The organism is Faecalibacterium sp. An58, from assembly GCF_002161515.1.
Taxonomy (GTDB): domain Bacteria; phylum Bacillota; class Clostridia; order Oscillospirales; family Ruminococcaceae; genus Faecalibacterium; species Faecalibacterium avium.
Window position 1 is genome coordinate 1 of record NZ_NFHX01000027.1, and the last position, 22,666, is coordinate 22,666.

Consider the following 22,666-nt stretch of genomic DNA (forward strand, 5'->3'; position numbering starts at 1 on the left):
AGACCCAAAACAGGTTCAAAGGAAGGTCCTTTCCTTTGTGTGCCTATCATAACATACCCCCCCCGGTGTCAAGACCCAATTTTCATTTTTGCCCATTTTTCTTTATTTTCTTTAGTTTGGAAATTCTAACTCCGGAAGCAAAACAAAAAGCGCCCCGCTTTCGCGGGGCGCTTTGGGGTGTATCGGTTTTGGGTTTCACGCAAAGGCGGTGATGGCCGCCACGGCCAGGACGATGGCGCCGAGGGCGATGCGGTAAATGCCAAAGAACTTGAAATCGTGGCTCTTGACATAGGACATCAGGAAGCGGATCGCGGCCATACTCACCAGGAAGGCCGAAAGGCAGCCTGTCACCAGAATGGCCGTCTCGGTGGCGGTCATGGCCTGGCCGTCCAGCACGAACTGCACCACTTTCAGCAGCGAGGCGCCCGCCATCACCGGGATGGCCAGATAGAAGGTGAACTCGGCCACCGCCGCACGGGACAGGCCCAGCAGCAGTCCGCCCACAATGGTGGCGCCGCTGCGGGATGTGCCCGGGATGACCGCCAGGGTCTGCCACAGGCCGATGATCAAAGCCTCCCGATAACCGATCTGCTCCAGCTGGGATACCCGGGGGGATGCGCCGCGGTTCTCGACGACGATGAACAGGATGCCATACAAGATCAGCATGGCGGCCACCGTGATGTAATTGTAAAAATGTTCTTCCATCCAACCGTCCAGAGGGCTGATGAGCAGCACCGGCAGGGTGGCCGCCACCACCTTGAACCACAGGCTCCACACCGGCGGTTTGGAGATCACCCGTCCGTGCCGCAGCCCAAAGGGCCACAGCTTGCCCCAGAACAGCACCACCACCGCCAGGATGGCCCCCAGCTGGATCACCACCCGGAACATGGACATGAATTCCTCGCTGGCGTCAAAGCGGATGATCTGCTCGGCCAGGATCATATGCCCCGTGGACGAGATGGGCAGCCACTCGGTGACGCCCTCAATAATGCCCATCAACAGGGCTTTGATGATTTCGATCAGCATTCTTTTCCTCCGCGCCCTACAAAATTCTGCCCGCTTTCCAGGCGGGCCCGGTCTTTTTATTATAGCATACTATGCCGCCCAGCGCACGGTCAGACTGAAAAATTTTTCGCCGCCGGGCCTTTTGGGTCTGCATTGACGCCCCTTTGGAATCAGGATATAATAAAGGCGGGACTGGGGCTGCGGCCTCATCCGATACCATTTGTAATGTATCGCCTTGTTTTTCTGTTCCGTATTACAAAAAAGGAGGGTGCGCCATGGAACAGCCCTTCGACCTTGCCCTTTCGGCGGCCACCCCCACCCCACGGGGGCGGGCTGTCCTGTGCGTGTGGGCAGCGCTGCCCGGCCTGATCGGGGCGCCCTTTGTGTTTTGGCAGGGCTTTGGATGGGGGTGCGTCTTTTGCGCCCTGTGGGCCCTGCTGGTGTTCGCGGTGTGGGTGCGGGCGTGCAGCTTTGTAGCCTCCCTGGACAGCCGTACCCTGACGCTGTATCTGGGGGTGGCCTTTCCGGTGGAGCGGGTGATCCCCCGGCGCAGCATCACTTCGGCCCTCATCTTCCGCACCCCCCTGCTGCGGCTGGCGGATGCCTGCGTGCTGGTCATCTTCACCCCGGGGATGTGGGCTTTGCTGCCCGGCATCCCGCTGGATGCGGCCGGAGCCTTTTCGGCGGCCCTGCTGGCCCGGGAGGACGCCCAATGACCGGCACCGGGCCCCGGCGGTATCACCCCTTCTTTGCCCTCGGCTTTATGCGGCGCACCTTGCTGCTCTACCTGGTGCCTCTGGTGCAGGTTTTGTTCGCCCGGGAATGGCAGGCCCTCTGGCGCGCCCTGGCCCAGGACGTGGCCTTGTTCTGCCTGCTGGCCCTGGTCAGTGCGGTGATGCTGCGGGCCTCCAGCTGGGAACTGGACGCCGCCGGGGTGCTGCATCTCCGCTGGGATCTGATTTTGTCCTTTGAGCGGCGGATCCAGAACAGCCAGCTGGCCGCCGTCCAGATCGAGCGGCCCATGCTCTATTGTCTGGCGGGGGCCAGCCGGGTGACCCTCTACCCCGCCCTGCTGCCCAAAGGCCAGGCCGTCACCCTCCATCTGACCCGGCGGGACGCCCGGATGCTGGCCGACCGGATGATGCCCGCCCCCCAGCAGGAGATCTATCACCCCGCCGGCGGCCAGCGTTTGGCCTTTGCACTGCTGGGCGCCAACAGCCTGTCCACCCTGCTTCTGGTGGCTCTGGCCCTGCGTCAGGGGGACAACGCCGCCGAGCAGATCGCCCTGGAGCAGATCAACCAGGCGGCGGCCTGGGCGGCCCGGTGGCTGCCGGCGGGCCTGGCCTGGGCGCTCACCGCATGGACCTTCCTCTTTGGGCTGAGCCTGGTGCGCAGCTTCAGTCATACCCTGTTTTACCGGGTGTGGCGGGGCGGCGGCGTGCTGGCCAGCCGGGGCGGACTGCTGGTGCGGGTGGAGCGCCGGTTCCGTCTGGACCGCCTCACCTGTGCCGAAGTGCGCCTGTCCCCCGGGGCGCGGCTGCTGCGCTGCTACCCGGTCTACCTCACCGCAGGATGCTGCAACATCGACGCGCCCCTGTTCGTTTACCGGGCCGGCCAGGAGGATCTGGTCCGGCGGCTCTTGCCCGGGTTCCAGATGCCGCCCCGGCAGCCCTTCTCGCTGGCCTGGCTGCGGGGACGCAGTCTGGTGTTCCTGGCGCCGGCGGGTGGGTGCCTCGGTTTTCTGATCCTGCTTCTTCTGGTAGCCTCCTGGGCGCTGCCTGCGGCACTGCCCCTGCTGGCTCTGCCTGCGGTGGTCTGCACCTTCTGGCTGGTGTGCGAGATCGAGGGCCTGCTGCGGGAAGGGGCCTGGCCCACCGAAAAGCACCTCACCTTTTTGCGTCAGCGGCGGATGTCCATGCACTGCGTGTGCGTCTTTTCCCCCGCCACCGCCCTGCGGATCTCCCAGTCGCCCTGGGGGGTACTGCGGGGGCGGGCCACCCTGACCTTTGCTTATCCCGGCCGCCTGCGGGAACGGGTGCGCAGCATCCCGCTGTCCGACGCCCTGGCCTGCGCGGCCTTTTTGGAAAGGAATGACCTCTATGATAAAGACCATCCTGTTTGATCTGGACGGCACCCTGCTGAACACCATCGACGACCTGGCCGACGCGGCCAACTGGGTCTGTATGCAGCGGGGCTGGCCCACCTTCACCGTGGAACAATACAAGCACATGGTGGGCAACGGCATCCCCAAGCTGGTGGAGCGGTTCTCCCCCGAGGGCTGCCGCACCCCCGCCCAGCTGGCCGAGACCCTCGCCCAGTTCACTGCCCGCTACGACGCCCACAAGGAGGACAAGACCGCCCCCTATCCGGGCATCCCGCAGCTGCTGAAAGACCTCCGGGCGGAGGGCATCCGGAGCGCCGTCTTTTCCAACAAGGCGGACGCGCTGTGCGGCGGGATCATCGACCACTATTTTGCCCCCGGCTCTTTTGCGGCGGTGCGGGGCAGCCGGCCCGGTGTGCCGGTCAAGCCCGACCCCGCCGGCCTGTACAGCCTGATGGAGGAGCTGGGGGCGTCCAAAGCCTCCACTCTCTTTGTGGGGGACAGCAATGTGGACATCGCCACCGGCCACAACGCCGGCCTGCCCGCCCTGGGGGCGGTATGGGGGTTCCGGGGCGCCGAGGAGCTGACTGCCGCCGGCGCGGACGAGCTGGTGTACCAGCCCGCAGATATCCTGGCCTACATCCGCCGGGCCAACGGCGCGCGGCAGGGCTAAACCAGCGGTCGAGCTCTCCGAACTGATGGTCGGTTGCCTCCACCGGAAAACCGTGGTACCATACAGGCAAACATATCAAAGGAGTGCAGACCCTATGAGCAAACAGACATTCGGTGCCACTGTGGCGGCCCTGCGCAAGGAGCGTGGGATGACCCAGCTGGAGCTGGCCAATCAGATGGGAGTCACCGACAAAGCCGTCAGCAAGTGGGAGCGGGATCTCTCTTTCCCGGACGCTGCTGCCCTGCCCAAATTAGCCGAGATTCTGGGCGTTTCCGTCGATGAGCTGATTCAGGGCGGTCCGGCAGAGCCTGCTCCCGGGCAGGCCCCTGTTTCCGAAGCCGCGGGCCTCGTCCCTCTGATCCTGCGAGGGGTGGCTCTTGCCATGGGCGTGGCGGTGGTTGTCCTTTTCTCCTTGCGCCAGCTGGACGCAGAGGCCGCCGTCCCCATGCTGGGCCTGGGCCTCGCCTGCCTGGCAGCGGCGCAGCTGGGCCGGCAGGGCTAAACCGTTCCGTCCAGTGGGAACAGCTTTTGTTCATAGTCCTTCACATAATAGCGGATGTTCGTCCGGCCTTTTTGCAGAATGGTATGGCCTTCCGCTTCCAGCCTGGTCTTTTGTGCCTGTACGCCTCCGGGATACTTGGGATTCAGTTCCCCGTTGGCTTTCAGAGTGCGCCAGTAGGGCGTCTCGTCCCCTTCCCGCTGGAAGCTGGCCCAGGCGGCAATGGACACAAAGATCCCTGCCGTGATAGGGTCGGTGAAGTCGGCGTGATTCTGTCGTGCCAGATACTCCCGCATACAGCCTACCGTGGTCAGCCGGCCCCATGGCACCCGCCTCATCAGGGCATCGTAGGCCAGAGGCGGGGCAAAAAACATTTTTTCGCCTCCGTACTTCCGGATGGCGGCCGGGTCGGTGACGGTCTGGATCTTGGGCATACCGTTTTCTTTGTGCAGCATGGCATTGAAGTCTTTCTTTTCTTCATTGGCCATCGGGGATCACCTCCTGTCCAAAGTATAGCTTATCTCCTTTGCCGGTGCAATGAGACGGTTTGCATTTTTTTAAACAAAAAGCCCCGGCCAATGGCCGGGACCCGGGTTCACGCCGCCCTGTTCGATTCTGTACGGCTTGCATAAAAAGTCCCGTCCAGCTGATATGTGCGGATGGACGGGACACATACAGGGAAATTTGGCGTTGAGAGTGTGCGAGCCGCTTTGCGGCGAGTGCGCGGTTCAGCGCCAAATTTTGTCCCCAGGGGGATACCAGGGGGAAGGAATTTCTGTCCCGCGACTGCGGGCAGAAATGGGTTCCCCCTGGAGCGTGTCGTTTTTCGACACGCTGAAAAAAATCCCTCAGCCTAAGCTGAGGGATTTTTTGTATGACCCGTACGGGAATCGAACCCATGTTACAGCCGTGAAAGGGCCGTGTCTTAACCGCTTGACCAACGGGCCTTAGAAACACAGAGCTTCGCTAAAATCTCCGACATCCTCGCCCACTATTGCAGGCGACGTCCCCCTTATTTTAGCGAAACTCTGTGAGTGGTAGCGGTAACTGGATTTGAACCGGTGACACTTCGGGTATGAACCGAATGCTCTAGCCAACTGAGCTATACCGCCTTATTTACCTCGGCTCCTTGCAGAGCGCTTTATTATTATATTCAATTCTTCGCAATTTGTCAACAGGTATTTTGAAAAAAATACACCCTTTTTTCTCCTTTTACCCTTTTTGCCGGCACAGCGCAAAAAACCGCCCCGGCCAAGTTGAAACGGTCCAGACTATCAAAAAAGTCCTGTCCAGCCGACATGTGCGGATGGACAGGACACATACAGGGAAATTTAGCGCTGAGAGTGTGCGAGGCCACAAGGCCGAGTGCGCGGTTCTGCGCTAAATTTTGTCCCCAGGGACTGCGAAGCTGAGGCGCGTCCTGCGGACGAAACAGCCGAAGCGGAGCAGGGGCAGCGGTCTGCTTTTTGCAAGCCCGCTGCGACGGGCGCAGCAAAAGCAGGGAACCGCAACCACCAGGGGGAAAGAATTTCTGACCCGCGTATGCGGGCAGAAATGGGTTCCCCCTAAAGCGTGGCGCTTTTGCGACACGCTGAACCGCCCCGGCAAAGCCGGGGCGGTCTGCTGGATCCGGCGGGATGCCGGCTTACTTTTTGTGGGTGGGCACCATCACTTCCAGCCCGCCCATATAGGGCTGCAGGCACTTGGGGATGGTGACGCTGCCGTCGGCCTGCAGATGGTTCTCCAGGAACGCGATCAGCATACGGGGAGGCGCCACGCAGGTGTTGTTCAGGGTGTGGGCCAGGTAGTTCTTGCCGTCGGCGCTCTTGACCCGGATGTGCAGGCGGCGGGCCTGGGCGTCGCCCAGGTTGGAGCAGCTGCACACCTCAAAGTATTTCTGCTGGCGAGGGCTCCAGGCCTCGATGTCACAGCTCTTGACCTTCAGGTCGGCCAGGTCGCCCGAGCAGCACACCAGCTGACGGACGGGGATCTCAAAGTTGCGGAACAGCTCCACCGAGTAATGCCACAGCTTCTCGTACCAGTCGTTGCTCTCCTCGGGGCGGCAGACCACGATCATCTCCTGCTTTTCGAACTGGTGGATGCGGTAGATGCCCCGCTCCTCGATGCCGTGGGCGCCCTTCTCCTTCCGGAAGCAGGGGCTGTAAGAAGTCAGGGTCAGGGGCAGCTTGGCCTCGTCGATGGTCTGGTCAATGAAGCGGCCGATCATGGTGTGCTCGGAGGTGCCGATCAGGTACAGGTCCTCCCCTTCGATCTTGTACATCATGGCATCCATCTCGGGGAAGGACATGACGCCCTGCACCACGTTGCCGTGCATCATGAAGGGCGGGATCACATAGGTGAAGCCCTTGCTGATCATAAAGTCGCGGGCATAGGCCAGCACCGCCTCGTGCAGGCGGGCAATGTTGCCCATCAGATAGTAAAAGCCATTGCCGGCCACCCGGCCTGCGGCGTCCATGTCGATGCCGTCAAAGCTCTCCATGATCTCGGTGTGGTACGGGATGGGGAAATCAGGCACCACGGGCTCCCCAAAGCGCTGGGCTTCCACATTGCAGCTGTCGTCGGGGCCGATGGGCACGCTGGGATCGATCATCTGGGGGATGGTGTACATGATCTCCTGGATGCGGGCGGCCATCTTGTCCTTGTCCGCCTCCAGCGCAGCCAGCTGCTCTGCGTCCGCCTTGACGGCGGCGTTGTTGGCGTCGATCTGGGCCTGCAGCTCCGCCTTTTTGGCCTCGTCGGTGCACTTCTTCAGCTGGCCGAACAGAGGGCCGTTGGCCTTGCTCAGCTTGTTGCGCTGGGCTTTCAGGTTTTCGGCCTCCTGGAGGCATCTGCGGTACTGGGCGTCCAGATCGATGACCTCATCCACCAGGGGGATCTTGGCGTCCTGGAACTTCTTGTGGATGTTCTCCTTGACGGCGTCCGGGTTCTCCCGGACAAATTTGATGTCGAGCATGATGATCTCTCCTTATGTCTTCTCAGTTTTCCCACGGAACCTGGCTTTCCGGCGCAAGGCCGGGGCCCGTCCCCTCTCTGTCATAATGCCCCAGCAGGTTGGCAAAGGCCCGCAGCTGGTCATCCGAATAGAACCGGACGGTCAGGCTGCCCTTGCCATCCTTGTAGGCCACAGACACTTCATTGCCCAGCGCCTGGCGCAGACTCTCCTCCACCTCCACGGGCAGGGCGGGCCGGGGCAGCGGCGCGGGTGCGTCCGCCTGCTTTGCATCCCGGGCCAGCTTGCGGCACAGGGCCTCGGCCTGGCGGACGTTCAGGCCATTGTCCGCGATCAGCTGGGCGGCCTGCTCCTGCAGCTGGACGGTGGGCAGGCCCAGGATCGCCTTGGCATGGCCCGCCGTCAGTTTGCCCGCCTTGAGCAGGGCCAAAGCCTGGGGCGGCAGCCCCAGCAGCCGCAGGCTGTTGGCCAGGGCGCTGCGGCTTTTGCCCAGGCGGCGGGCCGCCTGTTCCTGGGTCAGGCCGCAGCGGTCCATCAGTTCCCGGATGCCGCAGGCTTCTTCCACCGGGTCCAGGTCCTCCCGCTGCAGGTTCTCCACCAGGGCCAGTTCCATGGCCTCCTGGTCGGTCACATCCCGGACGATCACCGGCACCTCGGTCAGTCCTGCGATCCGGCAGGCACGCCAGCGGCGCTCCCCTGCCACGATCCGGTAGCCCCCGCTGGGCTGGGGCCGCACCGCGATGGGCTGCAGCAGCCCATGTTCCCCGATGCTGGCGGCCAGCTCGGCCAGACTCTCCTGGCTGAAAGTCTTGCGGGGCTGGGCGGGGTCCGGCTCGATCTCCCGCAGCGGAAGGGTGCGCACCCCGCTGTCCGATTCCAGACTGGGGGCCGCGTCCTCAAACAGGCTTTCCAGCCCGCGGCCCAAACCGCCTCTGCTTCTTGCCATCTGTCACACTCCCCTCTCACACCGTTTCCGGCTTGTTCTTTTTCACCGCGTGCCGGCGGCGGGGCTGGGGGTCCCGGGGACGGTTGCGCTTGACGAATTCGATGGCCAGATCCATATAGGCCTCGCTGCCCTTGCCCTTGGGCTCGTAGTAGTTGATGGGCTGGCCGTAGCTGGGCGCCTCCGAGATCCGGATGGTGCGGGGAATGGTGGTCTGGTACACCTTGTCCCCAAAGTACTTCTGCACCTGCTCCACCACCTGCAAGGTCAGATTGTAGCGGCCCGCGTACATGGTGAACACCACCCCCTCGATGTCGAGGTAGGAATTGTACTTGCGGCGCACCGTCTTGAGGGTGCTGATCAGCTCGCTCAGGCCCTCCAGGGCGTAGTATTCGCACTGGATGGGGATCAGCACGCTGTCGCAGGCGCACAGGCCGTTGAGGGTGAGCAGGTCGAGGCTGGGCGGGCAGTCGATGAAGATGTAATCATAGTCCTGCTGGACCGAGGCCAGGCCCTTGCGCAGGCGGCTCTCCCGGCTGGGCAGATCGATCAGCTCCAGGGCGGCGCCGGCCAGCCGGGTGTTGGAGGGCAGCACATCCGCCCGGTAATCGGTCTTGCGGATGGCACTGCGGGCTTCCGCCTCCCCGATCAGCACCTCATAGGTGCCCATCTCGACGCTGCGCTTGGATATGCCGTAACCGGTGGTGGAGTTGCCCTGAGGGTCCAGGTCCACGATCAGGACCTTCTTGCCCAGAGCCGCCACACAGGCGGATAGATTGACGGCGGTGGTGGTCTTGCCCACGCCGCCCTTCTGGTTTGCCACTGCTACGATCTTGCCCACGGTATCCTCCCTCTCAAGGGGTGTTCCACGTGGAACATCCCTGTTGTATTACGCACTCTATTATAATCCATTCCCGGGGCCTCGTCAAACCCATCCGGGGCCAAAAGCGGTAAAATCAGCGTAAAACAGCCCGGCCGGGCCCGGCACACCGGTTTTACCGGCGCAGGCGGCAGGCCGCAGGGTCATCCTGCCAGCCCTCGTCCAGAATATCGGCGGCCTCGGGGTGCCTCGACAGCCACTCCCGCGCATAGGAGCAGGTGGCCCGCGCCTTGCGGCCGTCGGCCCGCAGGGCATCCACCACCGCCTGCATCAGCTGGCCCGCGGCACCCTGGCCCCGCAGGCTGGGGTCCACCCAGGTGTGGTCGATGACCACTGCCCCGGGCCGGATCTGGGGGAAGGTTACCTCGGCCACCACCCTGCCCTCCTGCCGGCAGAAAATGCGGTCGTTCTCGGTCGTGAAAGTCATCCTGTTCCTCCTTTTCTGTGGGTGTGTGTTCGGATGCTTCCATGATACCAGACCCGGGGCCCCCGCGCAAGATGTTCCACGTGGAACACCCCTCAAAACAAAAAAGAGGCCCGTCTGGACCTCCCGGCGCGCCGGAAAGCGGCGCGCTTGCAGGGGGCCCGTTCTGCCCGCCGCCGCGCGGACGAGCCCCCTGTTGTTCGGTGCTTTGTCCCGTCCCGGCCTGCCGGGCCCCGCAAAGCCGTTCTCACTTTCCCCCGCCGGTTCCGGTGGGGATCCGGACGGTGTACTGGATATAGCCGTCCCCGTCCTCCCGGTGGGCGGTGGCGGGCACCCCGTTGTCGGTCATCAGCCGGATGGCGTGGTCGATGGTGTTGACAAAGATCCGCACATCCCGGACCATGGGCAGCCGCCGCGCCTTGACCGCGGGTTCCGGGGCGCCTTGCAGCAGCTGTTCTATGTAGCGGTCGGTGGCCCGGGCATTGAGCCGGTGGCTGCTGATGTGGATCAGCGCTTTGCTGCGCCGGTTTGCGGGCAGGCGCAGCACCGCCCGGGCATGGCGCTCGGTGAGGCGGTTGTCCAGGATGAACTGCTGCTGATCCGCCGTCAGCTGCAGCAGCCGCAGCTTGTTGGCCAGGGTGGGCTGGGCCATCCCCAGCCGCTTGGCCGCTTCCGCCTGGGTGCAGCCCCACAGGGCCAGAATGTCCTGCAGGCCCCGGGCCTGCTCGAAGGGGTTCAGGTCGGCACGCTGGATGTTTTCCAGAAGCCCCAAAGCGGCCGTCTCCCCGTCGGCAGCGTCCCGGATGATGGCGGGCACCTTGTCCATCCCCGCCAGCTTGCAGGCCCGCAGCCGGCGTTCCCCGGCGATCAGCTCATAACGGCCCTCCCCTGCCCGCCGGACGGTGACCGGCTGCAGCAGGCCGTTTTCCCGGATGCTGGCCGCAAGGCCCGCCAGCTCCTCCTCGTCAAAGGTCCGCCGGGCCTGGTACGGCGACGGCTCGATCTGCTCCAGCGGCAGTGCCACCACCTTGCCCAACGGTTTCTTGCGCTCAAACACAGCCTGTCTCCCCCTTTCAGGGAGGCTCCGTCCGCCTCACTGGCAGAAAAAAGCACTTCTGCGGAGCCCTTCCCACTGTTAGGGTATCACAGAAGTGCCGTTCTTTCCAGAAAAATCGTTCGTCAGCCTTCGGGCCGCAGCGCGCCTTTGCGCCTTATTTCAGGGGCGCTTTCGCAATTTTGCCGCCGTTTCTGGGGTATGCCGTCGGAGTACGCGAAATTTTTCGGACCACCACCAGGCTGCGGGCGTCTCCGCCCGGCAGGTGGAAGTCCCTCGTCTCCCGGTACTCCCCGCCCAGTTTGCGGATGGCCCCCTGGGCGGCGGCCAGCTCCTGGGCGGCAGAGGCCCCCTTCATGGCCACAAAGCAGCCTCCCACTTTGACCAGAGGCAGGCAGTATTCCGCCAGCACCGGCAGGGCCGCCACCGCCCGGGCCGAAGCCAGGTCGAACTGCTCCCGCCAGACCTTCCGGGCGGCCTCCTCGGCCCGCTCCTTGGCAAACTCCACCCCTTCCAGGCCCAGCGTCTCACAGACAAACCGGAGGAAGTCCACCCGCTTGCCGGTCGGCTCCATCAGGGTGAGGGCCAGATCGGGACGGTAGATCTTGGCCACGATCCCCGGGAACCCGGCCCCTGCCCCCACGTCCACCATCCGGCCCGTCACCTCGGGCTGGCTGGCAAACAGAAGGCTGTCCAGAAAGTGCTTATCCTCGATCCCTTCGGGGTCGGTGATGGCGGTCAGGTTGACTTTTTGGTTATAGTCCACCAAAAGCCGGGCGTAGCGGTCCAGCTGATCCAGCTGGGCGCCGGTGAGCTGGATGTTCCACGTGGAACACTTTTGAGCCAGGCGGTCTTTATCGATCATGGTCTGCCTCCTTGTTCTTCTGGGCCGCAGCCAGAGCGATGCTCAGCTGGGCCAGGTCGGATGGGGATACCCCCGGGATACGTCCCGCCTGCCCCAGGCTGCGGGGACGGATGCGGGCCAGCTTCTCCCTGGCCTCCAGGGTCAGGCCGGTCAGTTCCTGGTACGAAAAATCCTCGGGGATCAAGGTCTTTTCCCGCCGCGCCATGTCCCGGATCATCCGGTCCTGCCGGGCGATGTACCCCGCGTACTTGATCTCGGTCTCCAGCCGTTCGGCCAGCATGGGGGTCACCCCCTGTCCCCAGCCGATCACTCCGGCCAGCAGCGGGTAACTGATCTCCGGGCGGCGCAGCAGCTCGTCTGCCAGTCCTCCCTGGGCCGCGGGCGCCACGCCTGCCTGTTCCATGGCCTGCTGCAGCGGCTGGGTCTTGACGTGGGCGGCGTGCAGCCGGGCCCGCTCGGCCTCCAGCACCTGCCGGGTCTGCTGGAACTTCTCCCAGCGGGCGTCCGACACCAGCCCCACTTCCCGCCCGATGGGGGTCAGGCGGCTGTCGGCGTTGTCCTGCCGGAGGGTCAGCCGGTATTCGCTGCGGCTGGTCATCATCCGGTAGGGGTCCATCACCCCCTTGGTCACCAGGTCGTCCACCAGGGTGCCCAGATAGCTGGTCTGCCGGGGCAGCACCAGCTGTTCTTTGCCCAGGGCCTGCCGGGCCGCGTTGATCCCCGCCAGGATGCCCTGAGCGGCGGCCTCCTCGTAACCCGATGTCCCGTTGAACTGGCCCGCCCCGTACAGACCCGCCACCTGCCGGCTCTCCAGGGTGGGGGCCAGGCTGGTGGGGTCCACGCAGTCGTATTCGATGGCGTAGGCGGGACGGATGATCTCCAGATGCTCGAAGCCCTCGATGCTGTGGTAGAAGTCGTTCTGCACGTCCTCCGGCAGGCTGCTGGACGCGCCCTGCAAATACATCTCCTCGGTGTCCAGGCCGCAGGGTTCCACAAAGATGGGGTGCCGGTCCTTGCCCGCAAACCGCACCACCTTATCCTCGATGGAGGGACAGTAGCGGGGCCCCACCCCCTCGATCATCCCCCCATAGAGGGGGCTGCGGTGGATGTTGTCCAGAATGATCCGGTGGGTGGTGGGGTTGGTGTAGGCGATGTAGCAATCCACCAGGTTGCGCACCGGCTGTTCGGTCATAAAGCTGAAAGGCTGCAGGGTCTGCTCGGGGTCGCCGGGCTGGCGCTCCAGTTTTGCAAAGTCGATGCTCCGCCGGTGCACCCGGGCGGGGGTGCCGGTCTTGAACCGGCGCAGGGGCAGGCCCAGCTGCCGCAGGCTGTCGGTGAGGGCGTTGGAGGCGTGCATCCCATCGGGACCCGAAGCGTACCAGGCATCCCCCACAAAGATCTTTCCCCCCAGGTTGGTGCCGGTGGCGATCACCACGCAGCGGGCGGTGTACTCCCCGTTCAGCTGGGTGACCACTCCCCTCACCCGGCCCCCCTCGGTCCGGATGGCCACCACCTCGGCCTGATGGATGGCCAGGCCGGGGGTCCGTTCCAGGGCGTGCTTCATCCAGATATTGTAGCGGCGGCGGTCGGTCTGCACTCGCAGGGCGTGGACGGCGGGGCCCTTGCCCCGGTTGAGCATCCGGCTCTGGAGGGCGGTGGCGTCGGCGGCCAGGCCCATCAGCCCGCCCAGAGCGTCCACTTCCCGCACCAGGGTGCCCTTGGCCGTCCCTCCGATGCTGGGGTTGCAGGGCATATTGCCCACGGCGTCCAGGCTCATGGTAAAGACCGCGGTGCGGGCTCCCAGCCGGGCGGCCGCGTGGGCGGCCTCGATCCCCGCATGGCCCGCGCCCACCACGATCACGTCATAGTCTCCAAGATGGTTCATCCCATATCCTTTCTCATCACTTGCCCACACAGAACCGTTCGAACACCTGGTCGATGACCGCCTCCGAGGCGTTCTCCCCGGTGAGGTCATAGAGGGCGTCCAGCGCGTCATCCACACACACCGACACGGCGTCCAGCCCAAAGCCGCCGCGCACCGCTTCCAGTGCACCTTCCACCCCGTCCCGGGCCCGCAGGGCTGCGGACAGCTGCCGCTGCCCGGACAGGCTGGCGGCGTGGGGGTCGATGCGGGCGGTGCCCAGCAGGCGGGCGACCGCGGCGGCGATCACCTGCCGGGCCCCCTCCTCTTTGCAGCAGACCGGGACCACCATGGCAAAATAGGGCGCGATGATCTCGGCGTCGAACCGGGTGGACAGGTCCTCCTTGTTGACCAGAGCGATGGCCCTGCATTCGGCACAGCGACGGGCCAGTTCCAGATCCTCCCGGGTGACGGGCTGGGAACCGTCAAAGACGGCCAGCACCAGCCCCGCTTCGGCCAGCTTGGCCCAGCTGCGGCGGACCCCTTCGGCCTCCACCGGATCGTCGGTCTGGCGCAGGCCGGCGGTGTCGAACAGGTTCAGCCGCACTTCCCCCAGCTGCACCGCCTGCTCCACCACATCCCGGGTGGTGCCCGCGATGGGGGTGACGATGGCCCGGTCGAAGCCGGCCAGCAGGTTCAGCAGGGTGGACTTGCCCGCGTTAGGCTTGCCTACGATGGCGCAGTCGATCCCTTCCCGCAGGACGGCGGCGGCGTCATAGCCCTGGATCAGGCCGTCCAGCCCCGCCTTCACCTCCTCCAGGGAGGATGTCAGGGCGCCGCTTTCCAAGGCGGGCACATCCTCCTCCGGGAAGTCCACCCAGGCGGTCAGGTGGGCCTGCAGGGCGGTCAGGACCTCCTGCTGGGCCGCGATCTTTTGGGCCAGGGCCCCCTCTTTGGCGGCATTGGCCAGGGCGGCGCCCTGCCTTCCCCCCGCCGCGATCAGATCCATCACCGCTTCGGCCTGGGTCAGGCTCATTTTACCGTTCAGCAGTGCGCGGCGGGTATACTCCCCCGGGCCGGCAGGGGCAGCCCCCGCCTTGAGGCAGGCTTCCAGCAGGCGGCGCGCCACCGCGCTGCCCCCATGGCAGGACAGTTCCACCACATCCTCCCCGGTATAGCTGTGAGGCCCGCGGTAGAACAGGGCCACCCCGTCGTCAAAGGGTTCCCCTCCTTCCACAAAGTGCCCGTACATGGCGGTATAACCTTTGGCCCCGGCCACCTTCCGGCGGCTGTCCATGGGACGGAACACCTGTTCCGCCACCCGATAGCTCTCCGGCCCCGACAGGCGGATCACCGCAATGCCCCCCTGGCCAGGGGGGGTGGCAATGGCCGCAATGGTGCTGTTCTGGATCATTCCTGCATCCCCCTCTCTGTATGCTGCTGGTATTGTACCACGTTTGAGCCAAAAAGAAAATACGACGCCTTCTGCATTCCCCCGCGCTTTTTTGCTGTCCTGCCGCTTGGGGCGGGCAAACTTTCCACATTTCCCAAATTTCCTGTGGAAAACCAAACGGTTTTCTTTTTCAAGCGTATGCAGCGCGCCGCATCGTAATATTTATACCTCAATATACTTACAGTATCTCATTGATTCTCGCCCCGCCGCCGCGCCGGCCGGTTTTCCACATCCAAAGCGGGAAATGTGGAAAGCTGATCTAAATTGTCAAAAAAGTCCTGTCCAGCCGACATGTGCGGATGGACAGGACACATACAGGGAAATTGAGCGCTGAGAGTGTGCGAGGCCGTAAGGCCGAGTGCGCGGTTCAGCGTTCAATTTTGTCCCCAGGGACTGCGAAGCTGAGGCGCGTCCTGCGGACGAAACAGCCGAAGCGGAGCAGGGGCAGCGGTCTGCTTTTTGCAAGCCCGCTGCGACGGGCGCAGCAAAAGCAGGGAACCGCAACCACCAGGGGGAAGGAATTTCTGTCGCGCGGCTGCGCGCAGAAATGGGTTTCCCCTGGAGCGTGTCGTTTTCGACACGCTGAGGCCCGCCCGGCAGGCTGCCGGACGGGCCCTTGTGCGTGGTATGATTTTACTGCCGGATAAAGCCTGCATCCTGCCCGGGAATGCCTGCCTCGTCCGAGGCATAGCGCTCCACCTTCATGTGCAGGTCGTATTTGTCCCGCAGGGCGGCGATCCGTTCCATCATGGGGGAAGCGTGGTGGCGGTCGATGGCCTGCTGGTCGATCCAGCTGTCGATCAGCAGCACCGTCTCGGGGTCCTCCATGGGGAAGAAATAGTCATAGCGCAGGTTGCCCTCCTCGGCGCGGATCTGCTCCACCGTGCCGCTTTCGGTCATCTCCTGTGCAAAGCGGCGGGCGCTGCCGCCGCAGCCTGTGTAGTAGATGTTCACCGTGATCGCCATGCCTGTTCCTCCTGTCCGATTTGCACCGGCTTACAGCTCGATCTTGCCAAAATCCAGGTCGGCGAAATCGTCCACCCGCTGGGTGCGCTTGGGCGCCACAGGGGCGGCCTCGGCGGCATCGATGGCGGTATAGCTGCGGTCGGGCACATTGGAGCTGCGGGGCGGCCGGCTGTTGTTGTTCGGACGGGGCCGGCTGCCGCGGTTTCCGCGCTCGCCGCGCTCACTGCGGGGGCCGCGATTGCTGCGGTCTGCGCCGGGACGGCGGTCCCCACGGCCGCGGCTGCGGCGCTCGTAGGTCTCATTCTGGGCATTGGGGGCGGTGGAGTAGATGATCACATGGCGGTCCTTTCCCTCCCCCTTGCTCTCGCTGCGCACGCCCTCCATCTGGCTGATGGCCGAGTGGATGATCCGGCGCTCGTAGGGGTTCATGGGTTCCATGGCAAAGCAGCGGCCGCTGCGGCGCACCTTCTGGCCGATCTTCTGGGCCAGGGTGGTCAGGTCGTTCTCACGCTTGCCGCGGTAGCCGGCCACATCCAGGCCCAGCTTGATGTAATCGCCGTCCATCCGGTTGGCCACCAGGCTGGCCAGATAGGAAAGGCTCTCCATCGTCTCGCCGCGGCGCCCGATCAGAGCGCCCATCTTCTCGCCGTCCAGACGGATGATGGTGGCTTCCCCCTTCTGCACGGCGCTGAAGGTGACGTTCTCCACCCCCATCAGAGCCACGATCTGCTTGAGGTAGTCCACCGCAGCCTTGACCTTGGGGTCCGCATCGATCTCGATGGGCACCGCCACTTCTTCGGCAGCGGCTACGGCAGCGACCTGGGCCTTGGGCTGTTCGGCCCGGGGTTCCTCTTTGGGGGCCTGCTTTTTGGCGGGCTTGGGCTCCGGCTTTGCGGGAGCGGACTGGGCCTTCTCTGCCTTTTCAGCCATCTGCGCGGCTTCCGCCTTTTCGGCTTTCTCAGCCTTTTCCGCCTTGACGGCCTTGACCGCCGGCTTCTCCTGGACGGGAGCCGGGTCCTCCTCCTCTACGGTGACCCGCACCCGGGCAGGGATCTTCTTCAATCCCAGGAACCCGGTGCTCTGGGGCATCTCGAGCACTTCATAGCTCACATTCAGGTCGTCTTCACTCACCCCCAGCAGGGCGCAGGCCGCCGCGCGGGCTTCCTCCACCGTCTTGCCAGTGGCTTCCTTGGTACGGACCATCCGACTCACTCCTCCTTCGTTTTGTTCAGCTCGGACAGAGGCACAGTCCTCTCGTCCTTATACTTTTCTGCGTCCAGCATACGGGCATATTCCAGCCGGCGCTTGTTCATTTCGCTGGCCGAGATATTCTTTTCGACGGTCTGGCCGGTCGCCTCGTCCACCACCTTGATGGTGGTGTTCTTGACGCCGCGGCGCTGGGCCTTGCGCTTGGCCTCGATCTCGGCGGCCACTTCGGCCTTGACCTTCTCGGGGTCATAGATCTTCTTCATCACAGCGCTCTGGATCACCATGACCACATTGGAAATGACGTAATACAGGGAGAAAGCGGTGGGGACGGTGAAGCAGAAGAAGATATACATCAGGGGCATCAGGTACATGGTGACCTTCATGCTGCCCTGCAGCTTCTGACCGCTGCTGTTCATGCTGTACCAGGTGGAGAGGAAGCTGGTGATGATGGCCAGCACCGGGAAGATCAGCAGCGGCAGGTTCTCGGGGTCCAGGTTATACTGGGGCACCCTCGTCAGGTCGATGCCGAAGAAGCTCATGTGCTTGCTGAACTCGGTGATGGTCTCCAGCTGGCCGGCCGAGAAGATGCCGGTGATGGAGGGCTCCCCTGCCAGCACCTGCTCGATGATGAGGTTGTCCCGGGTGATGTTGGTGAACTGGATGCCCAGGGTGGTGAGGGCCTCCCCCGCAGCGGCCAGCAGGTCATTGCCGATGTGGAAGATGCGGTTGAGGGGCTCATAGACCACGCCGATGACGCCGAACATCACAAAGAAGTTCAGCAGCATGGGCAGGCAGCCCGAGGTGGGGTTGTAGCCGTAGTCCTGCTGCAGGCGGACCATTTCCTCCTGCTGCTTGTCGGGCTTGTCCTTGTACTTTTTCTGGATCTCCTCGATCATGGGCTGGAATGCGGTCATCCGGACCATGTTCTTTTGCTGTTTGAGGGACAGCGGGATGCTCAGCAGCCGGATCAGCAGCGTGAACAGGATGAGGTCCCAGCCGTAATTGGGGATGATGTTGTAGATCAGCTCCATGACGTAGCCCAGCGGCCAGGCGAGAATGTAGAGAAAATTCATAAGCGCTTCCATTCTGTCCCGCCTGTGAGCGCGGAACGGTTTTTATGCGTGGGACAGCCCGCTCACAGCTGCCGGGCCGTCACAAGAAGCTCATTTGCCGGTCAGGGTTCCACCCTATGGCCGGGGGGCGCGGGGCGGGTGCAGCACCCGGCCGGGATTTCTCCAGCGCCCCGGTTCGGGCACCGGGTCGTAGCCCCAGCGCCCAAAAGGATTGCAGCGCAAAATGCGCCAGGCCGCCAGCAGCAGCCCTTTGAGGCAGCCGTGGACTTGTATGGCCTGGATGGCGTATTCGCTGCAGGTGGGGGTAAAGCGGCAGTTGTGCCCGAGGGCCGGGCTGATGTACCGCTTGTACAGCCGTATGGGGACGCACAGCGCGTCCCGGCAGGCCTGCCGCAGCCGCATCATGGCGCGGCGTCCTCCGGCGCCGGGCCGGACGGGCGTCGGGGCGGACGGCTGGCGGGGGGCGGCGCGTCGGGGCGCAGGGCCTTGTCCGGCAATCCTGCCGCCCGGAACAGCCGGGCCACCGCGCGGGACACCTGCCAGCTCTTGAGCCGGGGGGTGGCCGCCCGCGCCACAAAGATCAGGTTGTATCCCCCGATGTTATAGTCGAGATGTTCGTCGATGGCCGCCTTCATGACGCGGCGGGCGCGGTTGCGCTGGACGGCGCAGCCCACCTTCTTGGTGGCGGTCAGACCTACGCGGGTCTGTTTGGCGCGTGTTTTCAGCACATACAGCACAAGGGCATGGTCTACATACGCCTTGCCCCGCGCATAGACCCGCCCGAACTCGCTGTTGTGCCGCAGCGGACGGTATCGCATCTGCGGGCCTCCTATCCTGCATGGACCTTGCGTGAACCACAGACAAAGCCCCTGCCCTGTCAGTATAGCAAAAAACGGGCGGCTTTGAAAGACCGCCGCCCGATTTTTTTCACACAATTCCAGTTTTTTCTGAAAAAATAAGGCCACCAATTTCCATCAGCGGCCTTTTCGTGCGCATTCTTTGATTGTCTGGCCGGGACATCCTGCCCGGACCGCAGCCCAGCGCGGCCCCGGCCAGCGGCACAGCGCCATCAGACGGTCAGGCTCTTGCGGCCCTTTGCACGGCGGGCATTGATGACCTTGCGGCCGTTCTTGGTGCTCATGCGGGTCAGGAAGCCGTGGACCTGCTTGCGCTGGCGCTTCTTGGGCTGAAACGTTCTCTTCATGGTTCTATCCTCCTAAAACTTGCCCCTTGGGGTACGGGGTCCTTGTGTCGGTCTTGCGCCCCTGTGAACCGCCCCGGCGGACCGGGGCCCAAGGGGACAGGCTTGCGATTTAATAGTATATCGCATGGATTTGCCTTCTGTCAAGCATTTTTTCGCTTTCCTGCAAATTTTTTCTGTGCAAAGTTTTTCAACATTTTCACTTTTTCAGGTGGAAAACCGCTCCATCCACAATATTTTGGGGGTATACAGCCCTTCTGCCACAACATCAAATGGGCGCATGAAGGGCCCGTTTGCAGCCTATACTGATTACATTATATAAATAGGGGGCGTGATTCTGGACGTTTTGCACATTTTGTGTTATACTGACAGGGTATCAGCACCTATGTTGAAAACTTCAATGGAGTGGATGTTTTATGGATTCTTTCAAGGACGTATTAGAGGCCGCCCAGCTTTACTGCAAGGGGCAGATGGCAGAGCCGACTTATAATCTTTACATCGACGGGCTGGAGCCGGTCAGCTTTGAGGACTCCAGTCACATCACCCTGTCGGTGCGCAACGACTTCATCTGCAAGATCGTCAGCGACCGCTACCTGGGCCTGCTGAAAGAGGCGTTCAAGTCGGTCCTTGGCTTCGACGTGGACATCCAGCTGGTGGTGCCCAGCACCCCGCCCCACGAAGTGGTCCTGGCACAGCAGTACGACCTCAACCCTGCCAGCCCCCAGGGCAATTACGAATTCACCTTCGAGAATTTCATCAAAGGCCCCTCCAACCAGTTCGCCTTTGCGGCCGCCCAGGCCGTGGCGGCCAATCCCTCGGGGGCCTATAATCCCCTGTTCATCTACGGCGGGTCGGGCCTGGGCAAGACCCACCTGCTCACCGCCATCCAGATCGAGATCAAGCGCACCCACCCCGACTTCGTCATCATGTACGTCACCTGCGAACAATTCACCAACGAGCTGATCGCCGCCATCCGGGCCGGAAGCACCGAGGATTTCCGGATGAAGTACCGGGTGGCCGACCTGCTGCTGGTGGACGATATCCAGTTCATCGCCGGCAAGGAGTCCACCCAGGAGGAGTTCTTCCACACCTTCAACTCCCTCCACGACGACCACAAGCAGATCGTCATCGCCTCCGACCGGCCGGCCAAGGAAATCAAGAGCCTGGAAGAGCGTCTGCGCACCCGCTTCGAGTGGGGCCTGACCGCCGACATCCAGCCGCCCGATTTTGAGACCCGGGTGGCCATCGTCAAGCGGAAGGCCGAGCTGCTCCACCTGGACCTGCCCGAAAACGTGGCCGAATTCATCGCCAACCACCTCAAAAACAACATCCGCCAGCTGGAAGGCGCCGTCAAAAAGCTGAACGCCTACTATATGCTGGAAGGGATCCAGCCGGTCATTTCGGTGGCGCAGAACGCCATCAAGGACATCATGAACGAGACCCAGCCCATCCCGGTGACGGTCGAGAAGATCATCGGAGAGGTGTCCCGCACCTTCAACGTCTCCGCCGCCGACATCCGGGGCACCAAGCGGAACGCTTCCATCGCCAGCGCACGGCGGGTGGCCATCTACATCCTGCGGGAAGTCACCGGTATGAGCATGGAGGACATCGGCCGGGAATTCTCGGGCCGGGATCACTCCACCATCGTCTACTCCCTCAAGACCATGGAGCGGGATATGAAAAACGACCAGCACCTGCGGGAAACGGTGGACGACATCATCAAAAACGTCAAGTCCTGACCCCGGGTACAGACCCTTCGGCGGGGCCAAAATTCCACAACCGGGCGAAAAAAAGAGGAAAATCTGCCCTTTCCCCCTCCTTTTTGCAGCAAACACAAAAAAATGAGGGAAAAGTTCTCCACTTTTTAAACCGAGTTTTCAACATTCAACTTCTCTTTTCCACGGCGGATGTGGAAAGCGGAAAAGCCATCCCCCTTTCCACAAACTGTCCACATCCCCTTCACATCCGGGTGGAAAAGCAAAACCCTTGTCGGGAAAGGGAGATACCGGGTTTTCCACACTCTCCCCGGCCCCTACTACTTTTACTGCAACAAGTTCAATAAGAGGGCAGCCCAAACCATCCTGCCCCACGACATACACCCAATACAGGGGGCGCAGACAGCGCCCCCGCCAATGAAAGGGAGAAATATCTTGAAGATCATCTGCGACAAGACCCTTTTGGGCGCCGCCATCGACGGCGTATCCCGGGCCGTTACCCTCCGTTCCACCATCCCCGTGCTGGAGGGCATCCTGTTGAAAGCCGAAGGCTTCAACCTGACCCTCACCGGCTACGACATGGAACTGGGGATCGTCACCACCATCGAGGCCAACGTACTGGAGCCCGGCGACATCGTGCTGAATGCAAAGCTGCTCAGCGACATGGTCCGCCGGATGCCGGCCGGACAGATCAGCATTTCCTCCGCGGACAACGGAAAAACAACGATCCAGGGTGGTGTTGCCCAGTTCGAGATCCAGAGCATGCCGGCCAGCGATTTCCCCCAGCTGCCCAACACCGGCGCCGAGGAGACCATGACCATCAAGACCGGCGTGTTCCGCGAGATGGTGGAGCGCACCCTTTATGCGGTCAGCCAGGACGAAAAACGCCCCGCCCACACCGGCGAGCTGTTCGAGATCCAGCCCGACCATCTGACCGTGGTGGCCCTGGACGGGTTCCGGCTGGCCATCGTGGAGCGGAAAGTGGAGGCCAGCAAGGAGATCCGCATCATCGTCCCCGGCAAGACCATGAACGAGGTGCTCCGGCTGCTGGCCAACGACGATGAAGCCGACGTGCGCATCTGCGCCAACCGGCGGTATGTGGTGTTTATTACAGCTGGTTATACCATCATGAGCCGCCTGATCGAAGGCGAGTTCCTCAACTACAAAAATGTCATCCCCGAAGGATACCGTACCCAGGTAGTCCTGGATACCAAGGGGTTTATCGAGACCATCGAGCGGGCTTCCCTGATTATTACAGAGCGTTTAAAAAATCCCCTCCGCATCACCTTTACGGAGGGTAAAGTGATCGTCCGCTGCCAGACCAGCCTGGGCCGGGTGGTGGACGAGTTTGCCGCCGGCTGCGAGGGGGAGGAAGTGGAGATCGGTTTCAACAACCGCTATCTGCTGGACGCCTTGCGCAACGCCCGGACCGAACAGGTCCGCATCCAGCTCAGCGGCCCGCTGAGCCCGGTCAAGATCCTGCCGGCCGAGGGGGAAGATTTCCTTTACCTGGTGCTGCCGGTGCGGTTCCGCAACGATTGAGGAGGGGTGTGGGATGGAACGAGTGGTCATTCATACCGACTATATCAAGCTGGACGCCCTGCTCAAGTTTGCGGGCCTGTGCGAGACCGGCGGGGAGGCCAAGGAGCGGATCCAGGCCGGGCAGGTGCTGCTGAACGGCCAGGTGTGCACCATGCGGGGCAAAAAGTGCGTCCCCGGGGATACGGTGGAGCTGGAAGGGCGCGCCGTGCGGATCGCCGAGGGGCAGTGACG

General features: G+C 63.1%; 24 protein-coding genes and 2 tRNA genes. 8 read left to right on the plus strand and 18 right to left on the minus strand.

Going from position 1 to position 22,666, the window contains the following annotated elements; all coding sequences use genetic code 11:
• Positions 1-195: 195 nt before the first annotated feature.
• Positions 196-1,026, minus strand: a complete 831-nt coding sequence (locus B5G12_RS11880) for an undecaprenyl-diphosphate phosphatase (RefSeq protein WP_204245681.1) — start codon at positions 1,024-1,026, stop codon at positions 196-198.
• Between the two features lie 254 nt (positions 1,027-1,280).
• Here B5G12_RS11880 and B5G12_RS11885 point away from each other — a divergent pair, with 254 nt between their 5' ends.
• The 4 genes from B5G12_RS11885 (at position 1,281) to relB (ending at position 4,281) form a co-directional block, all read left to right on the plus strand.
• Positions 1,281-1,721 (plus strand): PH domain-containing protein, encoded by a 441-nt coding sequence (locus B5G12_RS11885; RefSeq protein ID WP_087233209.1) that lies wholly within the window; start codon positions 1,281-1,283, stop codon positions 1,719-1,721.
• Complete coding sequence (locus B5G12_RS11890) at positions 1,718-3,127, plus strand: YdbT family protein (RefSeq protein WP_087325052.1); 1,410 nt, start codon at positions 1,718-1,720, stop codon at positions 3,125-3,127. The genes B5G12_RS11885 and B5G12_RS11890 overlap by 4 nt, the downstream gene beginning before the upstream one ends.
• Positions 3,105-3,779 (plus strand): HAD family hydrolase, encoded by a 675-nt coding sequence (locus B5G12_RS11895; RefSeq protein ID WP_087325053.1) that lies wholly within the window; start codon positions 3,105-3,107, stop codon positions 3,777-3,779. Before B5G12_RS11890 ends, B5G12_RS11895 begins: the two co-directional genes overlap by 23 nt.
• A gap of 94 nt (positions 3,780-3,873) precedes the next feature.
• The gene (gene relB / locus B5G12_RS11900; protein WP_087325054.1) at positions 3,874-4,281 is read left to right on the plus strand and encodes a type II toxin-antitoxin system RelB family anti-toxin; all 408 of its coding nucleotides are present in this window, start codon (positions 3,874-3,876) and stop codon (positions 4,279-4,281) included.
• Here relB and B5G12_RS11905 read toward each other — a convergent pair.
• The 11 genes from B5G12_RS11905 to mnmE form a co-directional block, all read right to left on the minus strand.
• On the minus strand, positions 4,278-4,766 hold the full coding sequence (locus B5G12_RS11905) for an MGMT family protein (protein ID WP_087325055.1): 489 nt from the start codon (positions 4,764-4,766) through the stop codon (positions 4,278-4,280). The genes relB and B5G12_RS11905 overlap by 4 nt on opposite strands.
• A 387-nt stretch (positions 4,767-5,153) precedes the next feature.
• Positions 5,154-5,225: transfer RNA gene (locus tag B5G12_RS11910), tRNA-Glu, on the minus strand.
• Positions 5,226-5,313: 88 nt separating this feature from the next.
• Positions 5,314-5,390, minus strand: a tRNA-Met gene (locus B5G12_RS11915).
• Between the two features lie 533 nt (positions 5,391-5,923).
• Positions 5,924-7,252, minus strand: coding sequence for a serine--tRNA ligase (gene serS / locus B5G12_RS11920; RefSeq protein ID WP_087325056.1), 1,329 nt, complete (start codon positions 7,250-7,252; stop codon positions 5,924-5,926).
• A 22-nt stretch (positions 7,253-7,274) separates the two neighbouring features.
• Positions 7,275-8,195, minus strand: a complete 921-nt coding sequence (locus B5G12_RS11925) for a ParB/RepB/Spo0J family partition protein (protein ID WP_087325057.1) — start codon at positions 8,193-8,195, stop codon at positions 7,275-7,277.
• A gap of 16 nt (positions 8,196-8,211) precedes the next feature.
• Entirely contained in the window at positions 8,212-9,033 is an 822-nt protein-coding gene (locus B5G12_RS11930; RefSeq protein ID WP_087231311.1) for a ParA family protein, read from the minus strand.
• A gap of 154 nt (positions 9,034-9,187) precedes the next feature.
• A complete protein-coding gene (locus B5G12_RS11935) occupies positions 9,188-9,595 on the minus strand; it encodes a GNAT family N-acetyltransferase (protein WP_522731440.1) in 408 nt (135 codons plus the stop codon).
• A 148-nt stretch (positions 9,596-9,743) separates the two neighbouring features.
• Positions 9,744-10,553: a ParB/RepB/Spo0J family partition protein gene (locus tag B5G12_RS11940; protein ID WP_087231305.1), complete on the minus strand. Its 810-nt coding sequence runs from the start codon at positions 10,551-10,553 to the stop codon at positions 9,744-9,746.
• A 154-nt stretch (positions 10,554-10,707) separates the two neighbouring features.
• Positions 10,708-11,415: a 16S rRNA (guanine(527)-N(7))-methyltransferase RsmG gene (rsmG, locus tag B5G12_RS11945; protein WP_087325059.1), complete on the minus strand. Its 708-nt coding sequence runs from the start codon at positions 11,413-11,415 to the stop codon at positions 10,708-10,710.
• Positions 11,405-13,300, minus strand: a complete 1,896-nt coding sequence (gene mnmG / locus B5G12_RS11950; RefSeq protein ID WP_087325060.1) for a tRNA uridine-5-carboxymethylaminomethyl(34) synthesis enzyme MnmG — start codon at positions 13,298-13,300, stop codon at positions 11,405-11,407. Before mnmG ends, rsmG begins: the two co-directional genes overlap by 11 nt.
• 16 nt (positions 13,301-13,316) lie before the next feature.
• On the minus strand, positions 13,317-14,687 hold the full coding sequence (gene mnmE / locus B5G12_RS11955) for a tRNA uridine-5-carboxymethylaminomethyl(34) synthesis GTPase MnmE (RefSeq protein ID WP_087325069.1): 1,371 nt from the start codon (positions 14,685-14,687) through the stop codon (positions 13,317-13,319).
• On the opposite strand from mnmE, the gene B5G12_RS14415 reads away from it, so the two are divergent.
• A complete protein-coding gene (locus B5G12_RS14415) occupies positions 14,662-15,063 on the plus strand; it encodes a hypothetical protein (protein WP_144064146.1) in 402 nt (133 codons plus the stop codon). The genes mnmE and B5G12_RS14415 overlap by 26 nt on opposite strands.
• 299 nt (positions 15,064-15,362) lie before the next feature.
• On the opposite strand, the gene B5G12_RS11960 is transcribed toward B5G12_RS14415, so the two are convergent.
• From B5G12_RS11960 to rpmH, 6 genes are all read right to left on the minus strand, one after another.
• Positions 15,363-15,695 (minus strand): antibiotic biosynthesis monooxygenase family protein, encoded by a 333-nt coding sequence (locus B5G12_RS11960; RefSeq protein ID WP_087325061.1) that lies wholly within the window; start codon positions 15,693-15,695, stop codon positions 15,363-15,365.
• A gap of 30 nt (positions 15,696-15,725) precedes the next feature.
• Complete coding sequence (gene jag / locus B5G12_RS11965; RefSeq protein WP_087325062.1) at positions 15,726-16,898, minus strand: RNA-binding cell elongation regulator Jag/EloR; 1,173 nt, start codon at positions 16,896-16,898, stop codon at positions 15,726-15,728.
• Between the two features lie 5 nt (positions 16,899-16,903).
• Complete coding sequence (locus B5G12_RS11970) at positions 16,904-17,977, minus strand: YidC/Oxa1 family membrane protein insertase (RefSeq protein ID WP_242956029.1); 1,074 nt, start codon at positions 17,975-17,977, stop codon at positions 16,904-16,906.
• A 114-nt stretch (positions 17,978-18,091) separates the two neighbouring features.
• Positions 18,092-18,382 carry a membrane protein insertion efficiency factor YidD gene (gene yidD / locus B5G12_RS11975; protein ID WP_087325063.1) on the minus strand — a complete coding sequence of 97 codons (291 nt, stop codon included), beginning with the start codon at positions 18,380-18,382 and terminating at the stop codon, positions 18,092-18,094.
• Entirely contained in the window at positions 18,379-18,795 is a 417-nt protein-coding gene (gene rnpA, locus B5G12_RS11980; protein WP_087231283.1) for a ribonuclease P protein component, read from the minus strand. Before rnpA ends, yidD begins: the two co-directional genes overlap by 4 nt.
• Positions 18,796-19,046: 251 nt before the next feature.
• On the minus strand, positions 19,047-19,181 hold the full coding sequence (gene rpmH / locus B5G12_RS11985; protein WP_087231281.1) for a 50S ribosomal protein L34: 135 nt from the start codon (positions 19,179-19,181) through the stop codon (positions 19,047-19,049).
• Positions 19,182-19,594: 413 nt separating this feature from the next.
• On the opposite strand from rpmH, the gene dnaA reads away from it, so the two are divergent.
• The 3 genes from dnaA to B5G12_RS12000 all read left to right on the plus strand — a co-directional run bounded on the left by dnaA (position 19,595) and on the right by B5G12_RS12000 (position 22,664).
• On the plus strand, positions 19,595-20,917 hold the full coding sequence (gene dnaA / locus B5G12_RS11990) for a chromosomal replication initiator protein DnaA (RefSeq protein WP_087231278.1): 1,323 nt from the start codon (positions 19,595-19,597) through the stop codon (positions 20,915-20,917).
• Between the two features lie 411 nt (positions 20,918-21,328).
• Complete coding sequence (gene dnaN, locus B5G12_RS11995) at positions 21,329-22,435, plus strand: DNA polymerase III subunit beta (RefSeq protein WP_087231275.1); 1,107 nt, start codon at positions 21,329-21,331, stop codon at positions 22,433-22,435.
• Positions 22,436-22,448: 13 nt separating this feature from the next.
• Positions 22,449-22,664 (plus strand): RNA-binding S4 domain-containing protein, encoded by a 216-nt coding sequence (locus B5G12_RS12000; protein ID WP_087231272.1) that lies wholly within the window; start codon positions 22,449-22,451, stop codon positions 22,662-22,664.
• The last annotated feature ends 2 nt before the right edge of the window (positions 22,665-22,666 follow it).